The organism is Cohnella mopanensis, assembly GCF_022352055.1.
Classification (GTDB): domain Bacteria; phylum Bacillota; class Bacilli; order Paenibacillales; family Paenibacillaceae; genus Cohnella; species Cohnella mopanensis.
In genome coordinates this window covers 115,170-135,660 of record NZ_JAKRWM010000006.1, presented here as the reverse complement: position 1 = coordinate 135,660, position 20,491 = coordinate 115,170, and the positions used below count along the sequence as shown (strand labels likewise).

Below are 20,491 nucleotides of genomic sequence, written 5' to 3'. Positions count from 1 at the left end.
TCAGCAGCGATACAATCCTCTGTTTTCCTTTTGAGGGGGGATGTCAAAATTCTTTACTATATAAGGAAAATATTGTATTCTTGTCGAATAATGCTGAATTAGGAAATAACAACTATTGATGCTCATTAGGGGGATATGGAGAATGAAGAAAAAATCATCGAAACAAATATTGAAAATGTCTATTGCTTTAGGAGTGTTAGCTCTAGCTTTGAGCGCATGCGGGGACGATAATGACGATTCTAAGAACGCGTCTCCGTCGGCATCCTCTTCGCCATCTGCAGTTGCATCCCCTTCCGCTTCGCCTTCAGCTTCTAAATCGGCTTCGCCGTCCGCAGAAGCGAGCGCATCCGCGTCATCTGAAGTTGCAGCGGGATTCAAAATGTACGAAGACAAAGCTTTAGGTATGACCATCCAATATCCGGAGGACTGGACTGTGAAAAGCTTGTCTGGAATTCCCGTTTTCATGGCGCCTCTAGAGAATAACAAAGATAAATTTAGTGAAAACATAAATTTCATTATTGAGGATTTAGGCGGACAAGATATAACGTTGGCGGATTATGCAAAGATTACGAAGCAACAGTTGGAACAGTATATTGAGGATTACGTGTTCGAGAATGAAGCGTTCGCGACAGCTGGGAACGGAAAAGAATACTTTAATCTGATATACAAAGGGAAAGGTGAAGGTGGAAAAAAATTAAAGTGGCTACAAAGCATAACGATCTCGAGTGGAAAAGCCTACGTAGTTAGCTACACAGCCGAAGAAAACAGCTTTGATAAATTTTTTGATCAAGCCAGAGAGATTGCAGCGTCTTGGACGTACGAGTAAACGATATCGACTAATGGAACGCGGTCCTCTAGAGGGCCGCGTTTTTGACATGACTTCCGACTTGCAGCAACATCTGCTTCGATTCTTGTTTCAACGCTTCTTCCCATATAATAGCCGCGAACATTCTACGTTGGATTTGCTCTAATCTCTTGTGGGCAAGTTCGTGCGAAACACCGAAATGCAGGGAGATCACGTCCGAAGCTTCATCCATTCGCTCTGGAAATTTGAGCTGTCTCAGCATGGAGAAGGGCATAGCCGCATACAATACGAACCGATTGGCCTCGGCTTCCTGACCTTCGCAGAATAGGCGGGGCATCGTTGTTTGATTCCCGGCATGCCGAAGAACATGGCACAGCTCATGCAGGAAGTCTTCCCATTGTGCGTCTCGATTTTGCCGCTGATCGATCAAGATGGAACGCATGCCCATGTACTCCAGGGCGCGGCTAGTATCCTTCAAGTAATGTACCCACACATCAAGGCGCGAGGCTACTTCTTCAACGTTCAACTGCGAAGGGGCCGTGATTCCGGATTTAAGCCACAACTGATCTATCCATTGTTCCAATGGCGTCGTTTGATAGTATCGGTACATAGTCCCGTCCTTCTTAATGAGAATGTATGTTCGTATTTAATGGGAAAAGAAAAGCCCTTGCGGGCTTGGCGCGTTACTAGTTATTTCCCTGTTGATCCCCTGGTTTCCTACCCTTTTCCTTCTCCTGTATGAACTCCCAGAAGCGGCGCATTTCCTCTTTACGTTCTTCCGGCGCATTCAAATAATCTTTGAAAAATACCCCGTGTTCGGGATTGCTGATAAATTCCTCGAAGGCCGGGTATTCGATCGTGCCGGGGGAATCGAGGAGGTCCGAGGATGCGTTGTCAGTCCGTCCGAGTAAGTAATCCGTCGACGTGCGGTAATATTCCGCGAAACGGCTGAGCATGTCGGGATCAGGCTTACGGTCATCGGATTCGTATCGGGAGAGCTGAACGTTGCTTATACCTAAGTGTTTGGCCGCATCTAGTTGCGTTTTGCCGAATTTCTCGCGTCGTTCCCGAAGTCGCAAACCCAACGACATTGTAATCTACCTTCTTTATTAGGATAGTTTTAGTATACCAGTGTTTTCCGTTTTGGTAAACCTTAAACTTTACCATTTTGGTAAAATATCGATTGACTTTGCCTATTTGGTAATATATGATGAGTGGACATTACCGAAATGGTAATTTTCAAACAGGCGTTCGCATAGTAGGCGTGATTTTTTTAGATGAAGCTTTTACTAAGTGATTTTCTTATTTTATTTGTTTGCCAAATTGGCAAAACTAAAAAAGGAGTGAACCTATGAATACTTATTCGAAAACCTACCGTGTCACCAATCTTGGACCAGCTACATTAGAGAGTTATTTGGAGACAAGGAGAACGCTGCTTCGCAAGGCGGATGAACTGACAGTCCAAATTAGCATGCTGGAGCCGGTTAGAACTCTTGAAGATATGAATGAGATTCTTACTATAGATAAGGATCGGCGATTGGTCATCGAAATGATCGCAAGCTGCTCTTATGTAATCGAATGGCTGCAGACGGGGAGGAGACCCGGTAACCAGAGAGGGATCGAACGCCGCGCGGGATATCAAAGGGAAGTGCTAACGGATCCGGCCAAGCTGCCGACGATTCCGAATAGTGGGGAAGCGCCCGGGGCTTCTAAAGAGGAAACAGAAGCGAGCCGATTTCGGCTCGAAGCCGCCCTTCGCGGATTAACGGAGAGAGAACGCAACTGCTACATGCTAGCCCATGGTGAATGCTACTCATTCTCTGAGATTGCAGCCCTGCTGAATATCAGCAAATCCAGCGTAGGCACCTACATGACGCGCGCCCAGCGGAAAGTCGCGGACAACGTCAACAGCATCGTTATTCTGGTAGGGTAAATCGGTAGTATAGGGTTGTCGTACGGTTGCCACCTAATAGTGAGAGGACAAATTGCTTGAGAGGAGGATGAACATGGCAATGATTAACTTACCTGATCGCTATGGGCTTCTGTTATGAGATCGGGTATCGAACAAAGGTTGATTCAGGCTATCCCGTTAATTGACGGCAGGGTCGTTGAAGTACATGATCCGGCGGATAACCTGGATAAGCCCTACGTTCTACTATTGCAAGGTGCTGATTCGATAGACACGCTTTGGACGGGATTACGAACCTCGTTCGAAATCTGGCCTTACGTATCCCAAACGGATTTCGCCGATGTAGATGAGCTATCAAGGCTTATCGTTACAGCGCTTGATGGACAAGCCGTCACGGATCCGGATACGAACGAAGCGTTTACCTGTCAATATGACGGGAATGTCGGAACCGACAAAGTCGACGCCGAGCGGAATGCTCTAACCCGGGGGCTTCGTTTTTCCGTCATCTCCGTGCGAAGAGGATCGGAACCGGCAAACTCGCAGGAAGATGCCTGGCTGGAAGCCCTCTCGAACTGGACCAAAGATTCGTTGGACAGCGATGACTGGCAGGTATACTGCGGCCAATGGCCTACCGACTACGTTCGGCCATCCATTCTTTGGAGATTGGAAGGCATTGAAACTAGCGCGAGTACAAGAGCGGCTACGATCGAGGTTCGCAAAAAAGCGATTGGCCATGTCATAGGACGAACGTTAAGCGAGCAGACGGCAGCTGTCGTGGAGCTTGCTCAAAGCCTAACAAGTGTCGTGAAAATTCCGCTAATGATGTCCGAGCGCCGTTATTTAACCGTGCTAAGTCCGATCGTCGATCTTGAGCAGGATACGTTGACCGAAGGGCAAATCTCGGTGTCATTATCGCGCAAAATCGATCGTCGACCCGAAACGGGTCCATTGATGAGTGCAGTCCATTTTCAATCCAAACTATGAACGAGGTGGTACGAATGGCGAGCAAGAAATCCGGAATTATCGAAACCCAATATAACCGGGATGAATTCATACAGAATGCGCAGGCGCTTTTTCAGGTCAAGCCGGAAATTGTCGCAGGTGCAATTCATCAAGTGGAGAAAGACCAACTTACTATCGATGAAGCGAAACGCCTAGTCGATCAATTTCTGAAAAGGAAGGTGCTTTAACATGGCAGGAGGAACTTGGAGTACGACGGACAAACCGGTTTTACCGGGATTTTATATGGCATTTCGCTCGGCGGCTACGGCGGCGATTCAGCCTGGTTCTAGAGGGGTCGCGATTGCGCCGGTGCGTGCGCATTGGGGGCCGATCAATCAATTCGTTGATATCTCTAGCGAAGTAGAGATTGCAAATGCGTTTACCCGATCGGAAGAAAACGGAGCAACCGCTTATAGTGCGCTTAAGCTTGCTTTGCTTGGCGGCGCCCGGAAAGTATTTGCTTACCGATTGGCAGATGGCAATGCGGCAGTAGCTACCGTTACGCTAGCAGACTCGGCTAGCACGCCAGTTAATGTGGTGAAGCTGGAGGCTAAATATCCCGGTTCTCGTGGAAATGACTTCAAGGTTACCGTTCAGGTCAATCCGACGGATTCCGGCAAGAAGGATTTGAAGCTGTTTGAAGGAACGACGCTTCTTCGCACCTTTACTTTTGCAGGCAATTCGGTTAAGGCTGCGGTTAACGAAATTAACGGCGATGCGGGGAACAAATGGATTACCGCTACAAACCTCGGAGAAGGGAACGGCACGTTAGCGAACGTTTCCGGTATTTCCTTAACAGGTGGTAATTCGGGTATTGCGGCAATCGCTAATGCGGAGTATCTGAATGCGCTAGCCGATTTCGAGACTCAGGATTTCAATGTCGTATTTCTGGATGGAGTGTCTGATTCGGGACTGCATGCAAGCGTTGCTGCATGGGTTGGCCGAATTCGGGATGAAGGGAAAGGCGTCATTGCGGTGTTTGGGGGATCTGCGGCGGACGATAAGGCTGCCGATGCGGTAAGCAAAGCAATTAGCCGAAGTGCGGCTATGAACCATGAAGGCATCGTAAATGTCGGAACGGGCGTTAAGTTCAATGGAACATCATACAGCTCCGCGCAGGTTACAGCGTATGTTGCAGGTCTGATCGCGGGACAGGGTCTCAGCCAATCCACGACTTATGCGCCGTCTCCTTTCGAAGACGTCACTCGCAGATGGACCCGTTCGGAACAGGAGCAAGCGGTACGTAACGGAGTTTTCTTGCTTGTTCATGACGGACGTTTGGTGAAAGCATTGCGAGGCATTAACAGCTTGGTGACGCTGCGCGAAGGCCAGAACAACCCATGGAAAAAAATCCGCACGATCCGCGTGATGGACAGTATTAACTCTGATCTTCAACGTACTGCGGAAGATGCTTATATCGGCAAAGTCAACAACACCGAAGAAGGTCGTCTGGCGCTGATCGGCGCTTGCAAACAGTACATGCAGTCTCTTGCGCAAGCCGGCATTATCGAAGCCGAAGGATACGACGTATATGTCGATACCGAATTTACGCCGGAGCCGGATCAAGTGTTCTTGAAGTGGGAAGCACGCCTGACGGATGTCATGGAACAAATTTTCAGCACGTTCATCGTGCGATAAGGAGGACGAACAAAGATGATGGATCCAACAAGAGCGATATTAGGTACGTACGGGCAAGTGTTTATTGACGGGGTGTGGCAGACGAACATCAACAAGCTTGAAGCCTCGGTCGAGGTGGAGAAGCGCGAGTTGAAGCTGTCGGGCAGCGAGTGGACAACGCATAAACTCGGCGCGAAAAAGGGAACCGGCACGATGAGCGGTTACAAGGTGACGAGCGATATGATTCGTCGCGGGTTCACTAAGTTTGACATCTATAATACGCTGGGCGATCCCGAAGCCTATGGATTCGAACGTGTACGCCTCATCAACTGCGTTCCGGATAAATTGCAGTTGGCCAATTGGACGGCGGGAGAAGAAGTGACGGAAGAAACGGCATTTACCTTCGAAGGGTATGAACTGCTTGATCCTATTGTTGCAAGTTAATGAAGAGAGGAGCGATTACTTTGTCTTATGAAAATCTAACGGATGAACAAGTGCTTCAGCGGTTACTGGATGCCGATTCTTTACCCGAACGAACGGTTCGATTGGAACGGATGGATATTCCGGTAAAACTTCGCGGTTTGACTGGTAAGCAAGTGTTCAGCATTCGCGAACGTTGTACCGAGCGCAAGGAGAGGCGTGGTCAGACAACCGAACGATTGGATGAAGAGTTGTTCAACGTATCGTTGATTGCGGCTTCTACTGTGTCTCCTAACTGGGGAAATCCACAGCTTCTAGCTAAGTTCAGCGCCAGTGGTGCTGAAGAAGTAATCAAGCGGATTCTTTTAGCGGGTGAGTTGTCCGCTCTTGGCGATGTCGTACTCGATCTATCCGGCTTTAACACGGAGCTTGAAGACGTAAAAAACTGATTCGATCCGGGGCGCTGGCAGGCATGCTTCATGCCTGCTGGGTTCGCCATCATCTGCGCCCCGGAGAGTTCTGGAGCTTGCCGCGCGGCGAGCAAATATTTTTGATGGCCAGCATGGAATTGGAATGGGAAGCGGAGAAGGCGATGTCGGCGAAGAAAGGAAGGTGATGGTATGGCTAAAGAGCAAATCGAGGTTGACGCCAATGGTCTCGAACAGACAAAAAAAGTGTTCAAGACATTGGAAAATTATATAAGTCGCTTCTATAAACAATTGAACAATTTTGAAAGCAAACGTGATGCTTTAGCGGGATTAAATAAAAATAGCGTTGTAAGTAATAGTTCTGTTTCAAGCGCCAAGAACCCAAGTCCTAGACTTCCGACGAAAGATATTATCATCGAATATAAATCTCCGCTAGGGCTGCATGATTTTCCATCACCATGGGTATCTAACCTCAAAACAACTCCACCATGGGAGTATGATTTTGACAAAATTCTAAAAAACAATGGTTCAGGAAAAACAGAAGACACTAGTTCCAAAGTGTATAGTGAGAATCTAAAAAAAGTTAATGATTTTGCACAAAAAGTAATAGATGCTGGGTTTAAAATCACAGCATTAAGTGACTATACTCAAGATCTTATATCTTCGAATCGTTCATCAATTGATAGAGTACCTATTTCTTCATTTATGAATGGTAGATTTATTAAAGGAATATTTACGGCTATTAATGTTATTGATCAAGCTATGCCTTGGCTTGATCTGACTAGCGATATGGTTGACGCGATTAACGCTAAGCCGGGAGAGGAGAGAAATAAAATAATAAGAAGATCGATTGGCAGTTCAATTGGTAAAGGATTAATGGCGGCAATTGGAGCAGTTCTAGGATTTCCAGAAGCTGGACCAGCTGGTTCATTTGCAGTAGCAATGACACTTATTCCAATCGGGGATGAACTTGGTGGCTGGGCTGGAGAAAACATTAATAAATATCCCGGAGTGGTGGATGTTTGGTTATCTAAAGACGGAAATATTGACAAAGTTAAAGAGCAATTGAAACAAAATTATGAGGCCCTAGGGGACCTATCCAACAAAGTAGGCGATCGCCTTAATGAAATAGGCGACAGGGTTAGGGCATTCCCGAATGATGTGATTGAAAGCCTCAATGAACTTCCTGACAAAATTATAGAGAGTGTTATTCCACAATGGCGGAATCCGTTTGGGTTCCATTTGTCCTCGTATTCTGAAGGCGTGCCTAATGGTATTCAAGGTTTGCCGTCTAGTAACCCTCAAATCGAACAAAACGCGAGATTGCTTCCAAGCTCCCCAGGCCCTACGGCTGTTAATGTAAACCTACCGGTAGGAGCTATTCAATTAACATATCAAAGCAACGATGTGAACATTGAGGAAATCTCAACGTATGTTAGCAACAAAATAGCAATTGCGATACGCCAAGCTTTAAATAACAGGGATGGTTATGTTGCTCAAGCATAACTACGAAAGTAGGTGAGTTCACTTGGAAATTAAAATCATGGAAATTAAGATCAAGGATCCTATTGAGGGTGATTTCATATTTCCGGTTAATCCCGAAGAAGTGTCAATCAGGAGGGAGAAGCAATATGAGACGGCAAATCTCCTGTCTCTTGGCGAAATCGACCTTGTTCAAGGAGAGAAGATTAAAGAGATAGCTTTCTCTTCCTTTTTTCCAAAAAATTATGATCAAAGCTATTGCAATTATACTGAAATCCCAGATCCTCAGGTTGCCATGAACCGGCTTACGGCTCTCTTACTGAAGAAGCGGCCAGTGTGGCTCTCCATCTCTGGGACAATCATTAATTCGCTTGTTTACTTGTCAGCGCACGATTCTACATTTAAAGGCGGAGAACCCGGCGACGTATACTTCGACGTCACGTTTCGGACTTGGCGTGACATTAAAGTAGGGAAAGTTGGTTCGGCTAAAGGATCCTCTCGCCCAGACATGAAGCCTGTTCCCAAGGTTTATATAGTTAAGTCAGGTGATACACTCACGGCTATTGCCAAACGCGAACTCGGAAGCAGCTCGAAGTGGCGTGAGATCTATAACGGCAACAAACTCGTTATCGGCCGTAATCCGGATCTTATTAAGCCGGGACAGAAGTTGGTGATGCCGTGAGTTACGAAGTAGTATACGCCAATAAATACGATCTTAGCGAGTTGATCGAAGACCTATCGCTTGAGGAATCACTAGAAGAGATCGCTTATTGCACCAATATGAGGCTAGTCGTGATGCCGGATTTGCCCAAAATTTCACCTGGACAGGAAATTCGCATCGCGGGTATCCCGTTCGGTAAAACGCGGAAGGAAAATCTATTGAACCCGGGAGTCGTATGGGAATGCAACAGCGTGAACACCGGCCGCAAGCACCTAAACATCACCGCTTACGAGAAAACGATTTATCTGGCCAAATCGGAAGATGAGCGTCTCATGCCGGCAGGGCAAACGGCTACCCAACGGATCAAACAGTATGCGAAAGAATGGGGAATTCCCGTAGGAAATATTGTGGATACGGGAGAGGAACTTGCAAGGAACATCAAACGTTCTCAGACGATCATGTCCATGATATTAGAGGATTTGAAGGAAACCGTCTACAAGGGTGGCTCGATGTATCGTCTCCGCATGACGGAGAGAGGTTTAGAATTGTTTGAAATTGGTGGAAACTCGGTCGTCTGGGAATTGGAATCAATTGAAGAAGTTACTCAAAATCGTACGCTCGAAGGCGCGATTACGAAAGTTAAGGTTATCGGTCCCCAAGAGAGCGAGAATTCCGTGTCCGAGCCATTGGCCGTGATGAGCAAAGATACCGACAAGTACGGTACGCTTCAGAAGTTAATCATGGATAACAAAATAGAAACGAAAGACCAAGCTAAGCAAGCAGCAACTAAAGCCCTGCTCGGCCTACAGGAAACCTTCTCGGTGACGGCTTTGGATATTAATACGATCCGTGCAGGAGACCGAGTTCGACTTAACGGATTAGAGCTGATCGTAACGAAGGTTCGTCATCAATTAGGCTACCCTGGTCGAATGGATCTTGAACTAGCCGCTGAAAACAAAGTCAGGAGGGATTATCTTGCCTGATCCGTTTAAGAAACTAGTATCTACATTAGAGTCCCGTATCTCCGGGATTGCCGCTAAGTCGCTATCCGGAATCCCTTCGGAGCTTGGAACGATTACAGAATCGGGATTAAAGCTCGATTCTTTCAAATATGCAATTCCCGATTATCTCGTTGCCGAATGGGTGACGCAGCTGGAGATCCCCGCTTTTTCTCTGGTAGGAATGATGACTGCACCCGTCAATGAAGATGGGGGCGCTGTAGGCGGAGCAGTGCCTTCGCAGCGAACGCGATTCGATTACGAGGAGTCAAAAATCGAAGAAGTACGATTGAACTGGTCGGCAAGCATGAAGCCGGGAGATCGTGTATTAGCTGTACCGGTTAATGGCGGCAAAGACGCAGTCGTAGTCTGCAAGGTGGTGAGTTCAAATGGCTAATTTATTTCCGGTAAGCGAGCTTTCCGAAGAACAAAATGAAGTGGTTAACGACAACGTCAGCTTCGGTAGCAGCTGGCGTTTTGATTTTGAAGCGGGGGAGTTCTTGTTGACACCTACAGGCAAAGTCGCAGGCTGCGAAGGCACCGAGGCATGGCTGGAATGGTGTAAAAAAGCTTTGCAAACCGAACGTTACCGACATCTAGTCTATTCAAGAAACTACGGTCAAGAGTTTAACGAACTCATTCGCTCGGGGCTACCGCGCTCGGCTATCGAAATGGAAATTCAGCGGATCACGACTGAAACACTTATGACTGATCCAAGAACGGCGAGCGTAGATAGTTTTTCCTATGAATGGATCGAAGACAGCTGCTTTTTTACCTGCACGATCACGAATATTCACGAGGAAACGATGGACTTTCAAGGAAGCGTGGTGAATTTCTAATGGCTGTATTGCCTAATTACTTAAAAGAACAAACGGAAGAGACAATACTCAAACGCATGCTTGATCGGATTCCTTCCGATTTGGATAAATCGGAAGGCTCTTATATTTGGGATTCTCTATCTCCCGCAGCCTATCAATTATATATGGCATCCGAATGGGCTCAGGAAATCTTAAAACGAGGCTTTGCCATGACCACATTCGGTCCGTACTTGAGGATGCGTTGCGAAGAGCATGGGGTTATTCCCCATCCGGCCGTTGCATCTACCGGATCTGTTAAGATCACGGGCGCAGCGGGAACGGTCATCTCAATCGGTACCCTTGTAGCAACGCCTTCGGATGAAATTACAGCTACGCAATCGATAGAATACGAAACTACGGAATCGGCGACTTTGGATAGCCAAGGTGAAGTTATCGTTGCGATCAAAGCTATTGAAGCGGGAGCAGCTGGCAATGTCCCGATAGGAGCAATCAGCTTGTTGGTCAATTCTCTGCCAGGTGTGACGAATGTAACGAATATGTCTGCTACGACCGGCGGTACTGCCGAAGAAACCGACGAATCATTGTTGTCGAGGTTTCTCATTAAAGTGAGACAACCCGGAACAAGCGGCAACAAAGCCGACTATCAGCAATGGGCATTGGAATCGCCGGGAGTGAGCCGAGTACAGGTTGAACCGCTGTGGAATGGTCCGGGGACGGTAAGATTGTTTCTTCTGAATTCGGAGAAGAGAGCGCCAAATCAAGAAATTGTCGATGCTTTGCAACAATATATTTCTCCTATGGTAGGTCAGGGTGAAGGTAAAGCTCCAATTGGTGCTAGCGTCACAGTATTGGCGGCTGTTGAAGTTCCTATCCATATTTCCGTTCAATTGACGCTTGCATCTGGAGTAACTTTGAACGAAGTACGGAGCGAATTTGAGGCGGGATTAGCTGCTTATATGGATCAGCTTGCATTTGTTGATCCGCTTATCCGTTATAACCGAATTGCGGCTATCTTGCTGGATATCTCGCGTATTGTCGATTATCAGAATCTGGTGATTAATGGCGGTAGCGATAATATCGATCTGCAGCTTGGGCAGGTTGCCGTGATCGGGACGGTGAGCATGAGTGAGTAATCTAACGATGAACAGCAATCGCGGCAAGGAAATGATGTCCTACCTACCGGATTACTACGCTACTTCGCGAGTTATGAGTTCCACCATAGATGCTCAAGGAACCGAAATGGACATGCTGTGGCGAGCAATGGATGGAGTGCTTGAACAGTATTTTGTCCCGACTGCTACATGGGGTCTTGATCTGTGGGAGTCTGAATTAGGGATCCCTGTAGATATTGCCAAACCTACTGAACAACGTCGCAGCGTGGTTCTCTCTAAGATGCGTGGAATAGGTACCGTGACGGTCAAACTCATTAAGTCTGTAGCGGAGGCTTATGATGGCGGTTTGGTTGAAGTTACCGTAAAGCCGGAGATTTGCACTTTTACCGTGAAGTTTGTGGATACAAGAGGTATACCTCCGAATCTAGATGACTTGAAGGACGTAATCGAGGAAATTAAACCGGCACATCTCGCTGTGGAATACGCCTTTACTTACACCCAGTGGGATGAGCTAAAACAAATGACATGGAACAACCTCAAGGATTTTACTTGGGGCGAAGTTATGACGAGGAGTTGGAGCTAATGGCTGATATAACGCCGAATATTGGATTAAAGAAGCCTCTAGGAAACGAAAGTGCCGATATAGTCATCGTTAATGAGAACATGGATAAGATTGATCAATCGTTGGGGGCGATGTCCACCGTTCCCACAATATCAAAGGTTGTATCTGGGGCGATTACGGAACTTAAAACCGCTATTGACAATGGCGGTGCCGCATTAAATACAGCCGTCGGGTTAAAGGCAGATATAACGTACGTGAATACTAGAACACAAGATGCGACTACATCGGCAAAGGGCGTTGTTCAATTGAATAACACAACGAACAGCACAAGCACGACACAAGCCGCAACTGCGGCAGCAGTTAAGGCGGCATATGATGCGGCTATCCTTGCAAGAACTTACGCGCCATAAGGGAGGGACTTTGAATGGCAGTAGAAATTTCACCTGGATATGTAATATCCGACGTATACGGCGCAAGGTTAACGACTGTATTGCCGAATGGAACAAGAATTATTGTTCTTAAAAACAGCAATACGAATAACGGAACAGCATTGTACTTTTATAGGTCAACAGACAATGGCAATACGTGGACAAAGTTTTATGATTTGGTCGCAACGACACGATCTATCACCATTGCTCCGAAATCTGATAATACGGTTCTCGTTGTTTATTCGCCCACAAGTAATGTTATATACCTTAATTTGGCTGTGGATGGAACAGTCCTCAAGACTTCTACCATTTACACAGAAATTAACGGCGGAAATCATACAACAGCTATTCAAGGTTCCGACGGCGTTATTCACATTGCATTTATGTCACAAATAGGTGCAAACTTGTTTTACGCTAAGTCCACGGATCAAGGAACAACGTGGGCAACAAGCAGTACCGGGCTTGCGTTGGTAGACCCAGAAATCGGCTTACGAAGTGACTTAAATCCTGTTATCGTCGGCCGTGCAGCTGGTCCGTCAATCTTGAGCACTTATTTTAATGGAACTTCTTGGACGCCTCTCGTCACGATACACAACGCCAATTATGCGGAGGCTGTAAGTAGAAAAGCATCAATGGTCGTAAAACGAAGTGGATCTAATATTGGTCGAATATGGACTTCTTTCTCTGCTTGGTCTGGCGGGTTTACTTACATTACTAACTTATATGCGGCTTATTCCGACAATGGCGGGGCAAGTTGGACAAAGATACAAGTAACTTCAGGTACGAACCTCTCTGATGCCTCTAATTTTATAGTCGAACTTCCAAGTGGCGATGTTTACATCGTCTATTATGGTGGACAAGCGCAAGCATTCCTTTATCGCAAGATCGCAAACGGAACGACTACGATTGGAAGCGCGGTTAACATAACTCCTATCATTGTGGGTGGAGTATCATATGGGGAAATGTACGGAGTAACTCCGACAATTTCAGTTCTTTATACTAATACTTCTTACGTGTCCCTTTTCGAAAAGGTTGACGTCAATACTATTCCAAACCTTCCAACGATATCGAATCCAACAGGTAATGGTTATGTTGTGAATCAAAGACCAAAAGTCACTTTTTCAGGAACAGACCCCGACGGAAGTGCGATGGTGTATGAAGTTCAAGTTGCGGCAGATGCTGGATTCTCTTCCGTATTGTACACGAAAGGAAGTAGCACACATACTTCTGAGTTTTCGCCTCAACCAACCGCTCCTTCCGGGGCAAGCATGACTTGGACACCTCCTACCGCGCTTGCGTACGGAACTTATTACATTCGTGTAAGAAGTCATGACGGAACAGCTTATGGTAATTGGTCAGCAACGCGAACGTTAGTTATTCAAAATCCAACTTGGTCGAATCTGAATATAGCGGATGCTGATTATGGGTTCCGTAAGGTTTGGATCGATGAATTGCGAACGAAGATAAATGCGATTCGTCAAGCAAGAGGACTTTCCGTATACACTTTCACAGACGCAACAATCACAACAGATTCGACACAACCAAGAGTAATTCATATTACAGAACTTCGTGCCGCCATAAAGGCAGTAACGGATTCTCTTGGGGTTTCAATTACGTGGACCGACCCTACGTTGACAGCAAATGAGTCAGTACGAAAGGGCCTGCATATCAAAGAAATCAGAAATGCAGCTGCAAGCGCGTAAACGTTCATGAAGTTGTGGGTAGAAATTATGGGTCAGCGATATGTAGATATAACTGGATTGGCATAAGAGGTATCCGCATAGGCGGAGCCTCTTTTATTTGGGGAGGTGTAGTGGTTGTCAAACGATGAGACAAGGGTATTGTCGGAAATACGCAAGCGCGTTTATCGACTTGAGACAAAGATTGATACAATGACCGACGTTCGAACGATGGCGGAGAATAAAACAACCACTTTTATTTTCATAAACTTTCAAAATTGATATCTACAATTTGGATAATATAGTCAAATTTAACTTAGATCGGAGGTGCCACCATGTCCAGCGAAGAAGCGCGCGTGCTCTCGGATATTCGGGAGCGCGTTGTTCGGTTGGAGACGAAGATCGATGCGATGACGGATGTGCGCGAAACGGCGGAGGCGGCGAGAGATTCGGCGCTGGAGGCGTTGCAGTCCTCCAAGTCGTCGCATTTACGCATAGATGAAATCGCCGATAACCAGCGTTGGTTGTGGAGGACTTTGGTCGGAGCTATTCTAGCTGCCGTCATAGCCGCCGTGACCAATCTACAGGGGGGGTGAATAAAATAATGAGTTTGGACAATCTCGATCTATTGACCGACAAGGTGATCATGCTGGCACCTATCGTCGCAGCGTATGTAGGCATCGCGAAGGAGTTCAGCGTTCCCAGTCGCTATTACCATCTCATCAGCCTGCTTATTGCGACGGTCTTTGTACTTGTTCCTAACACTGTCCAGCAAACGTTAACGACCATCTCCATTATTGGTTTAACGGCATCGGGAGTCTATCATTTCACCAAGAAAAGGGAGGAGCATCCGGATGGCAAAACTTAGTCAGGCGCAATTTATCGCAACCTTGGCTCCCATGGCCGTAAGAGCAAGAATAGAGGGATCTCCATTGTTCCCGTCGGTCCGACTAGCTCAGAATTTGCTCGAAACGGGGGGAGTCATCCACCCGTGGAACAATCTCGGCGGCATTAAAGTGGGGAGCGGCAAGCCGAATGCTTACTGGCACGGACAATGGGTACAGAAAGGCACGTGGGAAGTGGAAAATGGCGTGCGTACGGATACTTCGGCCCTGTTCCGAGCCTATGATAGCGTCTATGATTTCTACAAAGATCAAGATTTGCTGTTCCAGCTTCCTCGCTATGATCGAGTTAGGCAAGCTCTAACGCCTAATCGCCAAGCGGAAGCATTGCGTCTATGTGGCTATGCAACCGACCCGCAATATGACGCGAAGCTTATCTCGATCATTCAAGCCAACAAGTTAACTCAATATGACGAGCAAGCCAAACCAAACGAAGAGCCAGCAACACCAGCAACACCAGCAACCTACCCCATAATCGTTAACGGTGTTCAAGTCGCGGAGGGACAGCTGTTTGACGGTCAAATATGGGTTCCTGCCAGGGTTGTCGGCAACAAGCTTCAAATCCAGGTTGGTTGGAAGGATAAGGCGGTTACCGCGAACGGCAATCCTCTGGCCACCCGCGTGGTCGGAACCGATGGTTATGTTCCCGTTCGCGATCTAGCCGCATCCAACGCGTCGGCTAAGGTGAAATGGAACAAAGAAGACAAAAAAGTCGATATTACTTTGGCGTAACTACGGCAAGTGTCTCAGGATACATGTTCTCGTTCGTGATTTGCCTCTCTCTATGAATCTCGTAATCTCTTATACGGGCATCCACTCGGAAAAGTTGGATAGAAGTACCACCTCGCTAAGCTCTTGCATATTCTGTAGGCAATTATACTGCCTGCGTTAACGAATAGGGCAGATCATGAGGGGGCTGTCCCTGTGCCGCGAATTCCGAATTTTCCGCAAAGCCTGCTCAATGAGCATCTCAATTGGCACCACGCTCGGCATAACGTGGATATCAACAATCCTCCGACGGGGTATGGGCTTGAGTTTCTCCGATTCCATCGCGACTTTATTGGAAGGGCATTAGATTGGTACCGTCAGAATGGGCTTGATCCTAGCCTCGTGGACCCTTGGGTATCCGTTCCCGAGACCATTCGCCGAGCGCCCTGCTACGATCAAGCTGCCGAAGCTCGCATCTTGTTTCAACCGGAGTCCTTCGCTACGGCCGACGAGCTGGGGAGGTTTATCGAGTCATCGAATTTACATGCCTGCATCCATCAGGAAGCTGCCAGAATATATGGCGATCCAGGAATTAACGATTTCGATACCGCTCCGAGCATAACGACTTTCTATAATATTCACGGGATGGTGGACCGTTGGTGGAGAAATTGGGAGGGCTTAGGCCGATTCCGCGAGGAAGGCGGCTTTTGGTGCGGGAAGTTCGAAGGAGAAGGGGACGAAATCCTATTATATAGCTCGCTCTTCGGCGATTGGTGGCTAGGGAAATCCCGGCAAAAACAAACGATGGAGCAAGAGGAAACTAGAGTGGAGTGGGAGGTTGTCGGCGATAGCCGGGGGTTCGGCGCCATGACCAATGAACGCCTCTTTCGTATTTGGGACGCGGATGAGGACGGTAAGCTCGAGGTGCTATTCCGCCATCCTGTGCGGGACAGTTGGTTCGAAGGCAAAGTAAGAAATGGACGGATCGCGTGGCGACCCGTCCATCTTCAACTAAGCGGGGAAGGCTTTCATAGTTCCATTAAAGATCCCGCAAAAACTTAAACACGGAAATATAGTATCCGTAGTCCCGGTGGACGAAAGAGCTGCGGGTGATGACGGCATTCGCCGCCTGCAGCTTGCCGGACTGAAGGGCTACGCCATGGACGGTCGTTTCTGTCAAAGTGCCCTCCATAAGAGCGATGAGATCATCTGCATCCGCCTCATATAGTCCGGATACTTCCTCTTCCTGCAAGCGGAAATCCGTAAGGGGCATAGCGGTGACTAGCCCGTATACATGGCTAATCTCGGCATCTGTGTAAGGTATGCCACCGACGATGCCGGATCCATGCTCACGGACGATTCCATATTCCCGCAGCTGATCGAAGGTAACCCGAACCCCAAGCTCTTCCTCTAATTCTCTTAGCACTGCTTGAGGCGTTTCCCCGGCTTCCAAATGGCCGGCTGCGGTAATGTCTAAGCACCCCGGATTCGTATCCTTGTTCGCCGATCTTTGCTGGAACAAGATGGTTGCCTTCATCGGTCGTCCATGCGCATTGGCGGCGGATTCCTTACGGACAAGCCAGCAATGAACGGTGTGGTGCCACAATCCTTTCGAATGAACCTCGCGACGCTCCGCGATGCCTGTCCAGTTTCCTTCCTCGTCGTACACGTCGAACATTTCCACCATCGTTAATTACCCTTTAGCCGATGAAGCTTGCGTAACCGGAGTTACTTCGGATGTGCAATGAGAGCAACGAGATGCGGCAAGCGGAATTTCGGATAAGCAATAAGGGCATTCCCGGGTAGTCGGTTCCGCCGCGACCGGCGCCTCCGTCTCCTTCTTGCGGCTGAGTTTGTTCAGAAACTTAACGAGCAAGAACACGCAGAAAGCAACTAGGATGAAGTCGATCAGGATATTGATGAACTGGCCGTAAGCTATGACGGGAACCGCTTCCTTCTGTGCTTCGGTCAAAGTTTTAGCAGTTGTAGATTCTAAAGGAATAAATAAATCTTTGAAATCCACGTTCCCTAGCAATTTACCAATCGGCGGCATGACGACATCGTTTACGAGAGAAGTGACGATTTTGCCGAACGCCGCTCCGATAATGACCCCGACTGCCAAATCTACGACATTCCCGCGCATTGCGAAAGTTTTGAATTCATTAAGGGTTGACCGAAACATTCACATTACCTCCATTTTTAACCTTTTTTATAAAAGGAATTTGCTGCTACCCGTCGAATCCTAATACACAAAAGCTAAACATGTCAGTTTTTGCGAGGGATTAAATGATGAACGGTACCGTAGCCTCTTGGCCTGCTTTCTTTTTGCTGCTGGCACTGTTAATTAGCATACTCGCATCTTATACCATGTTCAACTTCATCGGCAATCTTAAGAGAACGAACGGCACATTTCGGCAGTTTTGGCTCGCTGGAGGCGCCTTCGTCTTCGGCGTAGGTTTGTGGGCCAAACATTTCGTTACTTTGCTAGGATTCAATGATCCGCTTAATTTCACTTGGGTTATGCCGGTCGCTTTAATGTTCATCATTTTCTTCTCGCTGATGGCTTTCGTCATGCTGACCTTACTAGGCGTGTTGAGATTTCGACTCGTGTTCGGGAGCTCGATTTTGGCATTCGGCGTAGCGATCATGAACTATTTTAGCGTATTGGGGCCGCAGATCGAACGGTTAGGCATCAACTATGGCGAGGTATTTTTGTCGCTTCTCTTACTTTTCATAGGCACTTACATCTCATTCTTATTGTCGGAAAGCACCTACCGCTACCGGAAAATCGTATCCAGCTTAATCCTAGGAGTATCGGTCGTGGCCGTGCAATTAATCGGCAAACAAGCGTTAACGATTGAATACACCGACGGCTTCTCTACTTCGGACAAGCTGAATCATGATATTAATCTGCTAGCACTAATCGTGGGTATAGGAACTTTACTTATCCTGATGTCGACGTTGATTACTTGGTACATCGACAAACGATTGAATCAAACGGACGAAAGTTACCGCCTATTAGTAGAAAACTCGTTGGATACGATCGCGATTCTGAAAGGAAACCGTTGGGGTTTCATCAACGCGGCAGGAATCAGGATGTTCGAAGCGAATACGGATTCGGATTTGCTAGGCAAATCCATTTATACTTTTCTGCCTGCGAAGGATCATAACGCGGTTAAGGAGAGGCTTCATAATTTAGTGTTCGTTGGGAGCGGCAAGCCGATCGAGCAAGAGTGGGTTACGCTCAAAGGAAAAGTGCTGCATACGGAAATCGTAGAAACGATAACGACGCTCGACAACGAACCCGCGGTCCAGGTCATCATTAGGGACATTTCCGAAAGGAAGAAAAATGAAGAGCTGCTGATCAACTCGGAGAAGCTTTACGTAGCCGGACAATTGGCTGCGGGAATCGCGCATGAAATCCGTAATCCGCTAACATCGCTCAAAGGGTTCTTGCAACTGATAGCCTCGGGGAGAAAAAATAACAACAGCTACTACGACATTATGAACGCGGAGCTCGATCGCATAGAAGATATAGTAAGCGAATTGTTGATGTTATCCAAACCCCAAGTCTATGAGCTTAACTACCAGGACACTCGGGTAATGATGAGAGATACGGTTACGTTGCTGGAGACGCAAGCTATCCTTCACAATATTGCGATCGAAGCGGAGTACGGTTCAGATCCGTTATGGATCTATGGCGTGGAAAATCAGGTGAAGCAGGTATTCATCAACGTGATCAAGAACGCCATCGAGGCGATGATCGACGGAGGAACCATTGGAATTAAGTTCTCCCGCGAGAACGATAGGGTTTACATTCGCATTAGGGACGAAGGCCCGGGGATAGACGAAGATCAACTCGCCAAGATTGGGCAGCCGTTCTACACGACCAAGGAAAAGGGAACGGGGCTCGGTCTCATGGTCAGCTACAAAATCGTAGACAATCACCAAGGCAAAATAGACGTGAAGAGCGAGATCGGCAAAGGCACGCTATTCGAAATAATGCTTCCGTTCCGTTATCCCGATGCCGCGATTAAGAAATCAAGTTGACGGGGGACGACGACGGCCGAGATCGGGGTTTGCCCGGAAGGCTCACCATCGCCGAAAGCGAGCAGGGGCGAGGGGGATTCGATAGAGACGGCGTTTCCGGATAAAGTCGTTACGAATCGCCGAAAGCGAATATGCTTCCCCCACAATACAGTCGGAAAGATGAGCAGCATGCGCAGGACACTGCAGTCGTGCACGATACATACATGAAGGTGCCCATCGTTCGGTTGAGCGGTTGGGCATATTTTTAATCCGCCTCCGTAGGTGGAGACGTTCGAGACGGCGGATAACCAGCCATTCTTGAATTCATGGACGTTTCCATCGAGCGTGACCTTAATAGGAGCGGGTTTGAAGCTCGCCATCGCGCGCAGTAATCCGATTACATAAGCGAGAGAGCCGATTCCGAGCTTGTTGCACCACCCTTTGTAGCTTGATCTGTTGACATCGTCCGCGACCGCAGCATCGAGTCCGACCGCTACCGCGGTCAGTGTAAGTTGCTTATGACCGTTATCGGACTTGGTTTCAAGCAAGTCTATCTTTAGGGTTTGTCCCGCTAGAATGATCTCCAAAGCTTTGATAGGATCTTTAGGAATGCCTAAAGACCGAGCGGAATCGTTACCGGAGCCGGAAGGGATAAGCCCGAAAGGAATGTTCGCTTCGGCGAGCAGAGGCAGAAGGCTGTGCAAAGTGCCGTCGCCTCCGATGGCGGCGATCGTTCTCACATTGTTGCACGCCAGAAGCTCGCTTACTTGTGTAATCGCTTCCATTTCCGAGTTTGCCACGACTTTAATATGGTCCGTACCTCGGTTTTGTAATTGTTCTTCGACTTTAGCCCATATTTTACGACCGCGGCCATTGCCGGAATTTTCGTTGACGACGAACAGAAGCAAGCGGTTACTCCCCTTTGAAGTTC

The 20,491-nt window shown here is 47.6% G+C and carries 27 protein-coding genes; 22 read left to right on the top strand and 5 right to left on the bottom strand.

All coding sequences use genetic code 11. The features are described 5' to 3' along the window. The first annotated feature begins 142 nt into the window (after positions 1 to 142). Positions 143 to 826: a PsbP-related protein gene (locus tag L3D05_RS11275; protein ID WP_239616157.1), complete on the top strand. Its 684-nt coding sequence runs from the start codon at positions 143 to 145 to the stop codon at positions 824 to 826. A gap of 28 nt (positions 827 to 854) precedes the next feature. Here L3D05_RS11275 and L3D05_RS11270 read toward each other — a convergent pair whose 3' ends face one another. Both L3D05_RS11270 and L3D05_RS11265 read right to left on the bottom strand, forming a co-directional pair. After that, a complete protein-coding gene (locus L3D05_RS11270; protein WP_239616156.1) occupies positions 855 to 1,415 on the bottom strand; it encodes an ImmA/IrrE family metallo-endopeptidase in 561 nt (186 codons plus the stop codon). Positions 1,416 to 1,491: 76 nt separating this feature from the next. Beyond that, on the bottom strand, positions 1,492 to 1,896 hold the full coding sequence (locus tag L3D05_RS11265; RefSeq protein WP_239616155.1) for a helix-turn-helix domain-containing protein: 405 nt from the start codon (positions 1,894 to 1,896) through the stop codon (positions 1,492 to 1,494). Between the two features lie 260 nt (positions 1,897 to 2,156). Between L3D05_RS11265 and L3D05_RS11260 the strand changes: the two genes are divergently transcribed. From L3D05_RS11260 to L3D05_RS11165, 20 genes are all read left to right on the top strand, one after another. Further along, complete coding sequence (locus tag L3D05_RS11260) at positions 2,157 to 2,738, top strand: sigma factor-like helix-turn-helix DNA-binding protein (protein ID WP_239616154.1); 582 nt, start codon at positions 2,157 to 2,159, stop codon at positions 2,736 to 2,738. Positions 2,739 to 2,852: 114 nt separating this feature from the next. Then, complete coding sequence (locus tag L3D05_RS11255) at positions 2,853 to 3,698, top strand: hypothetical protein (protein ID WP_239616153.1); 846 nt, start codon at positions 2,853 to 2,855, stop codon at positions 3,696 to 3,698. A gap of 14 nt (positions 3,699 to 3,712) precedes the next feature. Then, positions 3,713 to 3,904 (top strand): YqzN/YkzM domain-containing protein, encoded by a 192-nt coding sequence (locus tag L3D05_RS11250; RefSeq protein ID WP_239616152.1) that lies wholly within the window; start codon positions 3,713 to 3,715, stop codon positions 3,902 to 3,904. Between the two features lies 1 nt (position 3,905). After that, positions 3,906 to 5,354 carry a phage tail sheath family protein gene (locus L3D05_RS11245; RefSeq protein ID WP_239616151.1) on the top strand — a complete coding sequence of 483 codons (1,449 nt, stop codon included), beginning with the start codon at positions 3,906 to 3,908 and terminating at the stop codon, positions 5,352 to 5,354. A 15-nt stretch (positions 5,355 to 5,369) separates the two neighbouring features. Next, on the top strand, positions 5,370 to 5,777 hold the full coding sequence (locus L3D05_RS11240; protein WP_239616150.1) for a phage tail tube protein: 408 nt from the start codon (positions 5,370 to 5,372) through the stop codon (positions 5,775 to 5,777). A 20-nt stretch (positions 5,778 to 5,797) separates the two neighbouring features. Further along, on the top strand, positions 5,798 to 6,202 hold the full coding sequence (locus tag L3D05_RS11235; protein WP_239616149.1) for a phage tail assembly chaperone: 405 nt from the start codon (positions 5,798 to 5,800) through the stop codon (positions 6,200 to 6,202). Positions 6,203 to 6,225: 23 nt separating this feature from the next. Next, positions 6,226 to 6,369, top strand: coding sequence for a hypothetical protein (locus L3D05_RS11230; protein WP_239616148.1), 144 nt, complete (start codon positions 6,226 to 6,228; stop codon positions 6,367 to 6,369). A gap of 4 nt (positions 6,370 to 6,373) precedes the next feature. Beyond that, positions 6,374 to 7,687, top strand: coding sequence for a hypothetical protein (locus L3D05_RS11225; RefSeq protein WP_239616147.1), 1,314 nt, complete (start codon positions 6,374 to 6,376; stop codon positions 7,685 to 7,687). Positions 7,688 to 7,709: 22 nt separating this feature from the next. Further along, complete coding sequence (locus L3D05_RS11220) at positions 7,710 to 8,345, top strand: LysM peptidoglycan-binding domain-containing protein (protein WP_369417967.1); 636 nt, start codon at positions 7,710 to 7,712, stop codon at positions 8,343 to 8,345. Beyond that, a complete protein-coding gene (locus L3D05_RS11215) occupies positions 8,342 to 9,307 on the top strand; it encodes an XkdQ/YqbQ family protein (RefSeq protein WP_239616146.1) in 966 nt (321 codons plus the stop codon). Before L3D05_RS11220 ends, L3D05_RS11215 begins: the two co-directional genes overlap by 4 nt. Then, a complete protein-coding gene (locus L3D05_RS11210; RefSeq protein ID WP_239616145.1) occupies positions 9,300 to 9,719 on the top strand; it encodes a hypothetical protein in 420 nt (139 codons plus the stop codon). Before L3D05_RS11215 ends, L3D05_RS11210 begins: the two co-directional genes overlap by 8 nt. Further along, the gene (locus L3D05_RS11205; RefSeq protein WP_239616144.1) at positions 9,712 to 10,161 is read left to right on the top strand and encodes a DUF2634 domain-containing protein; all 450 of its coding nucleotides are present in this window, start codon (positions 9,712 to 9,714) and stop codon (positions 10,159 to 10,161) included. Before L3D05_RS11210 ends, L3D05_RS11205 begins: the two co-directional genes overlap by 8 nt. Beyond that, a complete protein-coding gene (locus L3D05_RS11200) occupies positions 10,161 to 11,273 on the top strand; it encodes a baseplate J/gp47 family protein (protein WP_239616143.1) in 1,113 nt (370 codons plus the stop codon). The genes L3D05_RS11205 and L3D05_RS11200 overlap by 1 nt, the downstream gene beginning before the upstream one ends. 7 nt (positions 11,274 to 11,280) lie before the next feature. Further along, complete coding sequence (locus tag L3D05_RS11195; protein WP_239616142.1) at positions 11,281 to 11,835, top strand: YmfQ family protein; 555 nt, start codon at positions 11,281 to 11,283, stop codon at positions 11,833 to 11,835. Then, positions 11,835 to 12,224, top strand: a complete 390-nt coding sequence (locus tag L3D05_RS11190) for a tail fiber protein (RefSeq protein ID WP_239616141.1) — start codon at positions 11,835 to 11,837, stop codon at positions 12,222 to 12,224. The genes L3D05_RS11195 and L3D05_RS11190 overlap by 1 nt, the downstream gene beginning before the upstream one ends. Before the next feature lie 14 nt (positions 12,225 to 12,238). Further along, entirely contained in the window at positions 12,239 to 13,945 is a 1,707-nt protein-coding gene (locus L3D05_RS11185; RefSeq protein WP_239616140.1) for a sialidase family protein, read from the top strand. Between the two features lie 311 nt (positions 13,946 to 14,256). After that, positions 14,257 to 14,517 carry a hemolysin XhlA family protein gene (locus L3D05_RS11180; protein WP_239616139.1) on the top strand — a complete coding sequence of 87 codons (261 nt, stop codon included), beginning with the start codon at positions 14,257 to 14,259 and terminating at the stop codon, positions 14,515 to 14,517. Between the two features lie 8 nt (positions 14,518 to 14,525). Further along, positions 14,526 to 14,789 carry a hypothetical protein gene (locus L3D05_RS11175; protein WP_239616138.1) on the top strand — a complete coding sequence of 88 codons (264 nt, stop codon included), beginning with the start codon at positions 14,526 to 14,528 and terminating at the stop codon, positions 14,787 to 14,789. Further along, entirely contained in the window at positions 14,776 to 15,555 is a 780-nt protein-coding gene (locus L3D05_RS11170; RefSeq protein ID WP_239616137.1) for a glucosaminidase domain-containing protein, read from the top strand. The genes L3D05_RS11175 and L3D05_RS11170 overlap by 14 nt, the downstream gene beginning before the upstream one ends. A 192-nt stretch (positions 15,556 to 15,747) precedes the next feature. After that, the gene (locus L3D05_RS11165) at positions 15,748 to 16,593 is read left to right on the top strand and encodes a hypothetical protein (protein WP_239616136.1); all 846 of its coding nucleotides are present in this window, start codon (positions 15,748 to 15,750) and stop codon (positions 16,591 to 16,593) included. Here L3D05_RS11165 and L3D05_RS11160 read toward each other — a convergent pair. Both L3D05_RS11160 and mscL read right to left on the bottom strand, forming a co-directional pair. After that, positions 16,571 to 17,218 (bottom strand): NUDIX hydrolase, encoded by a 648-nt coding sequence (locus L3D05_RS11160; RefSeq protein WP_239616135.1) that lies wholly within the window; start codon positions 17,216 to 17,218, stop codon positions 16,571 to 16,573. The two genes, L3D05_RS11165 and L3D05_RS11160, sit on opposite strands and share 23 nt — an antisense overlap. A 6-nt stretch (positions 17,219 to 17,224) precedes the next feature. Further along, a complete protein-coding gene (mscL, locus tag L3D05_RS11155; protein WP_239616134.1) occupies positions 17,225 to 17,713 on the bottom strand; it encodes a large conductance mechanosensitive channel protein MscL in 489 nt (162 codons plus the stop codon). Between the two features lie 104 nt (positions 17,714 to 17,817). On the opposite strand from mscL, the gene L3D05_RS11150 reads away from it, so the two are divergent. After that, entirely contained in the window at positions 17,818 to 19,581 is a 1,764-nt protein-coding gene (locus L3D05_RS11150) for an ATP-binding protein (RefSeq protein WP_239616133.1), read from the top strand. On the opposite strand, the gene L3D05_RS11145 is transcribed toward L3D05_RS11150, so the two are convergent. Beyond that, positions 19,548 to 20,468 (bottom strand): diacylglycerol/lipid kinase family protein, encoded by a 921-nt coding sequence (locus L3D05_RS11145; protein WP_239616132.1) that lies wholly within the window; start codon positions 20,466 to 20,468, stop codon positions 19,548 to 19,550. The two genes, L3D05_RS11150 and L3D05_RS11145, sit on opposite strands and share 34 nt — an antisense overlap. Between the last annotated feature and the right edge of the window lie 23 nt (positions 20,469 to 20,491).

Bases quoted from the DNA above. Each gene is read 5' to 3' on its own strand.
- L3D05_RS11225 (WP_239616147.1), top strand. From the start codon at position 6,374: ATGGCTAAAGAGCAAATCGAGGTTGACGCCAATGGTCTCGAACAGACA.
- L3D05_RS11160 (WP_239616135.1), bottom strand. From the start codon at position 17,218: ATGGTGGAAATGTTCGACGTGTACGACGAGGAAGGAAACTGGACAGGC.
- L3D05_RS11200 (WP_239616143.1), top strand. From the start codon at position 10,161: ATGGCTGTATTGCCTAATTACTTAAAAGAACAAACGGAAGAGACAATA.
- L3D05_RS11190 (WP_239616141.1), top strand. From the start codon at position 11,835: ATGGCTGATATAACGCCGAATATTGGATTAAAGAAGCCTCTAGGAAAC.
- L3D05_RS11270 (WP_239616156.1), bottom strand. From the start codon at position 1,415: ATGTACCGATACTATCAAACGACGCCATTGGAACAATGGATAGATCAG.
- mscL (WP_239616134.1), bottom strand. From the start codon at position 17,713: ATGTTTCGGTCAACCCTTAATGAATTCAAAACTTTCGCAATGCGCGGG.
- L3D05_RS11245 (WP_239616151.1), top strand. From the start codon at position 3,906: ATGGCAGGAGGAACTTGGAGTACGACGGACAAACCGGTTTTACCGGGA.
- L3D05_RS11265 (WP_239616155.1), bottom strand. From the start codon at position 1,896: ATGTCGTTGGGTTTGCGACTTCGGGAACGACGCGAGAAATTCGGCAAA.
- L3D05_RS11180 (WP_239616139.1), top strand. From the start codon at position 14,257: ATGTCCAGCGAAGAAGCGCGCGTGCTCTCGGATATTCGGGAGCGCGTT.
- L3D05_RS11175 (WP_239616138.1), top strand. From the start codon at position 14,526: ATGAGTTTGGACAATCTCGATCTATTGACCGACAAGGTGATCATGCTG.
- L3D05_RS11195 (WP_239616142.1), top strand. From the start codon at position 11,281: ATGAACAGCAATCGCGGCAAGGAAATGATGTCCTACCTACCGGATTAC.
- L3D05_RS11185 (WP_239616140.1), top strand. From the start codon at position 12,239: ATGGCAGTAGAAATTTCACCTGGATATGTAATATCCGACGTATACGGC.
- L3D05_RS11250 (WP_239616152.1), top strand. From the start codon at position 3,713: ATGGCGAGCAAGAAATCCGGAATTATCGAAACCCAATATAACCGGGAT.
- L3D05_RS11170 (WP_239616137.1), top strand. From the start codon at position 14,776: ATGGCAAAACTTAGTCAGGCGCAATTTATCGCAACCTTGGCTCCCATG.
- L3D05_RS11255 (WP_239616153.1), top strand. From the start codon at position 2,853: ATGAGATCGGGTATCGAACAAAGGTTGATTCAGGCTATCCCGTTAATT.
- L3D05_RS11275 (WP_239616157.1), top strand. From the start codon at position 143: ATGAAGAAAAAATCATCGAAACAAATATTGAAAATGTCTATTGCTTTA.
- L3D05_RS11230 (WP_239616148.1), top strand. From the start codon at position 6,226: ATGCTTCATGCCTGCTGGGTTCGCCATCATCTGCGCCCCGGAGAGTTC.
- L3D05_RS11205 (WP_239616144.1), top strand. From the start codon at position 9,712: ATGGCTAATTTATTTCCGGTAAGCGAGCTTTCCGAAGAACAAAATGAA.
- L3D05_RS11240 (WP_239616150.1), top strand. From the start codon at position 5,370: ATGATGGATCCAACAAGAGCGATATTAGGTACGTACGGGCAAGTGTTT.
- L3D05_RS11260 (WP_239616154.1), top strand. From the start codon at position 2,157: ATGAATACTTATTCGAAAACCTACCGTGTCACCAATCTTGGACCAGCT.
- L3D05_RS11150 (WP_239616133.1), top strand. From the start codon at position 17,818: ATGATGAACGGTACCGTAGCCTCTTGGCCTGCTTTCTTTTTGCTGCTG.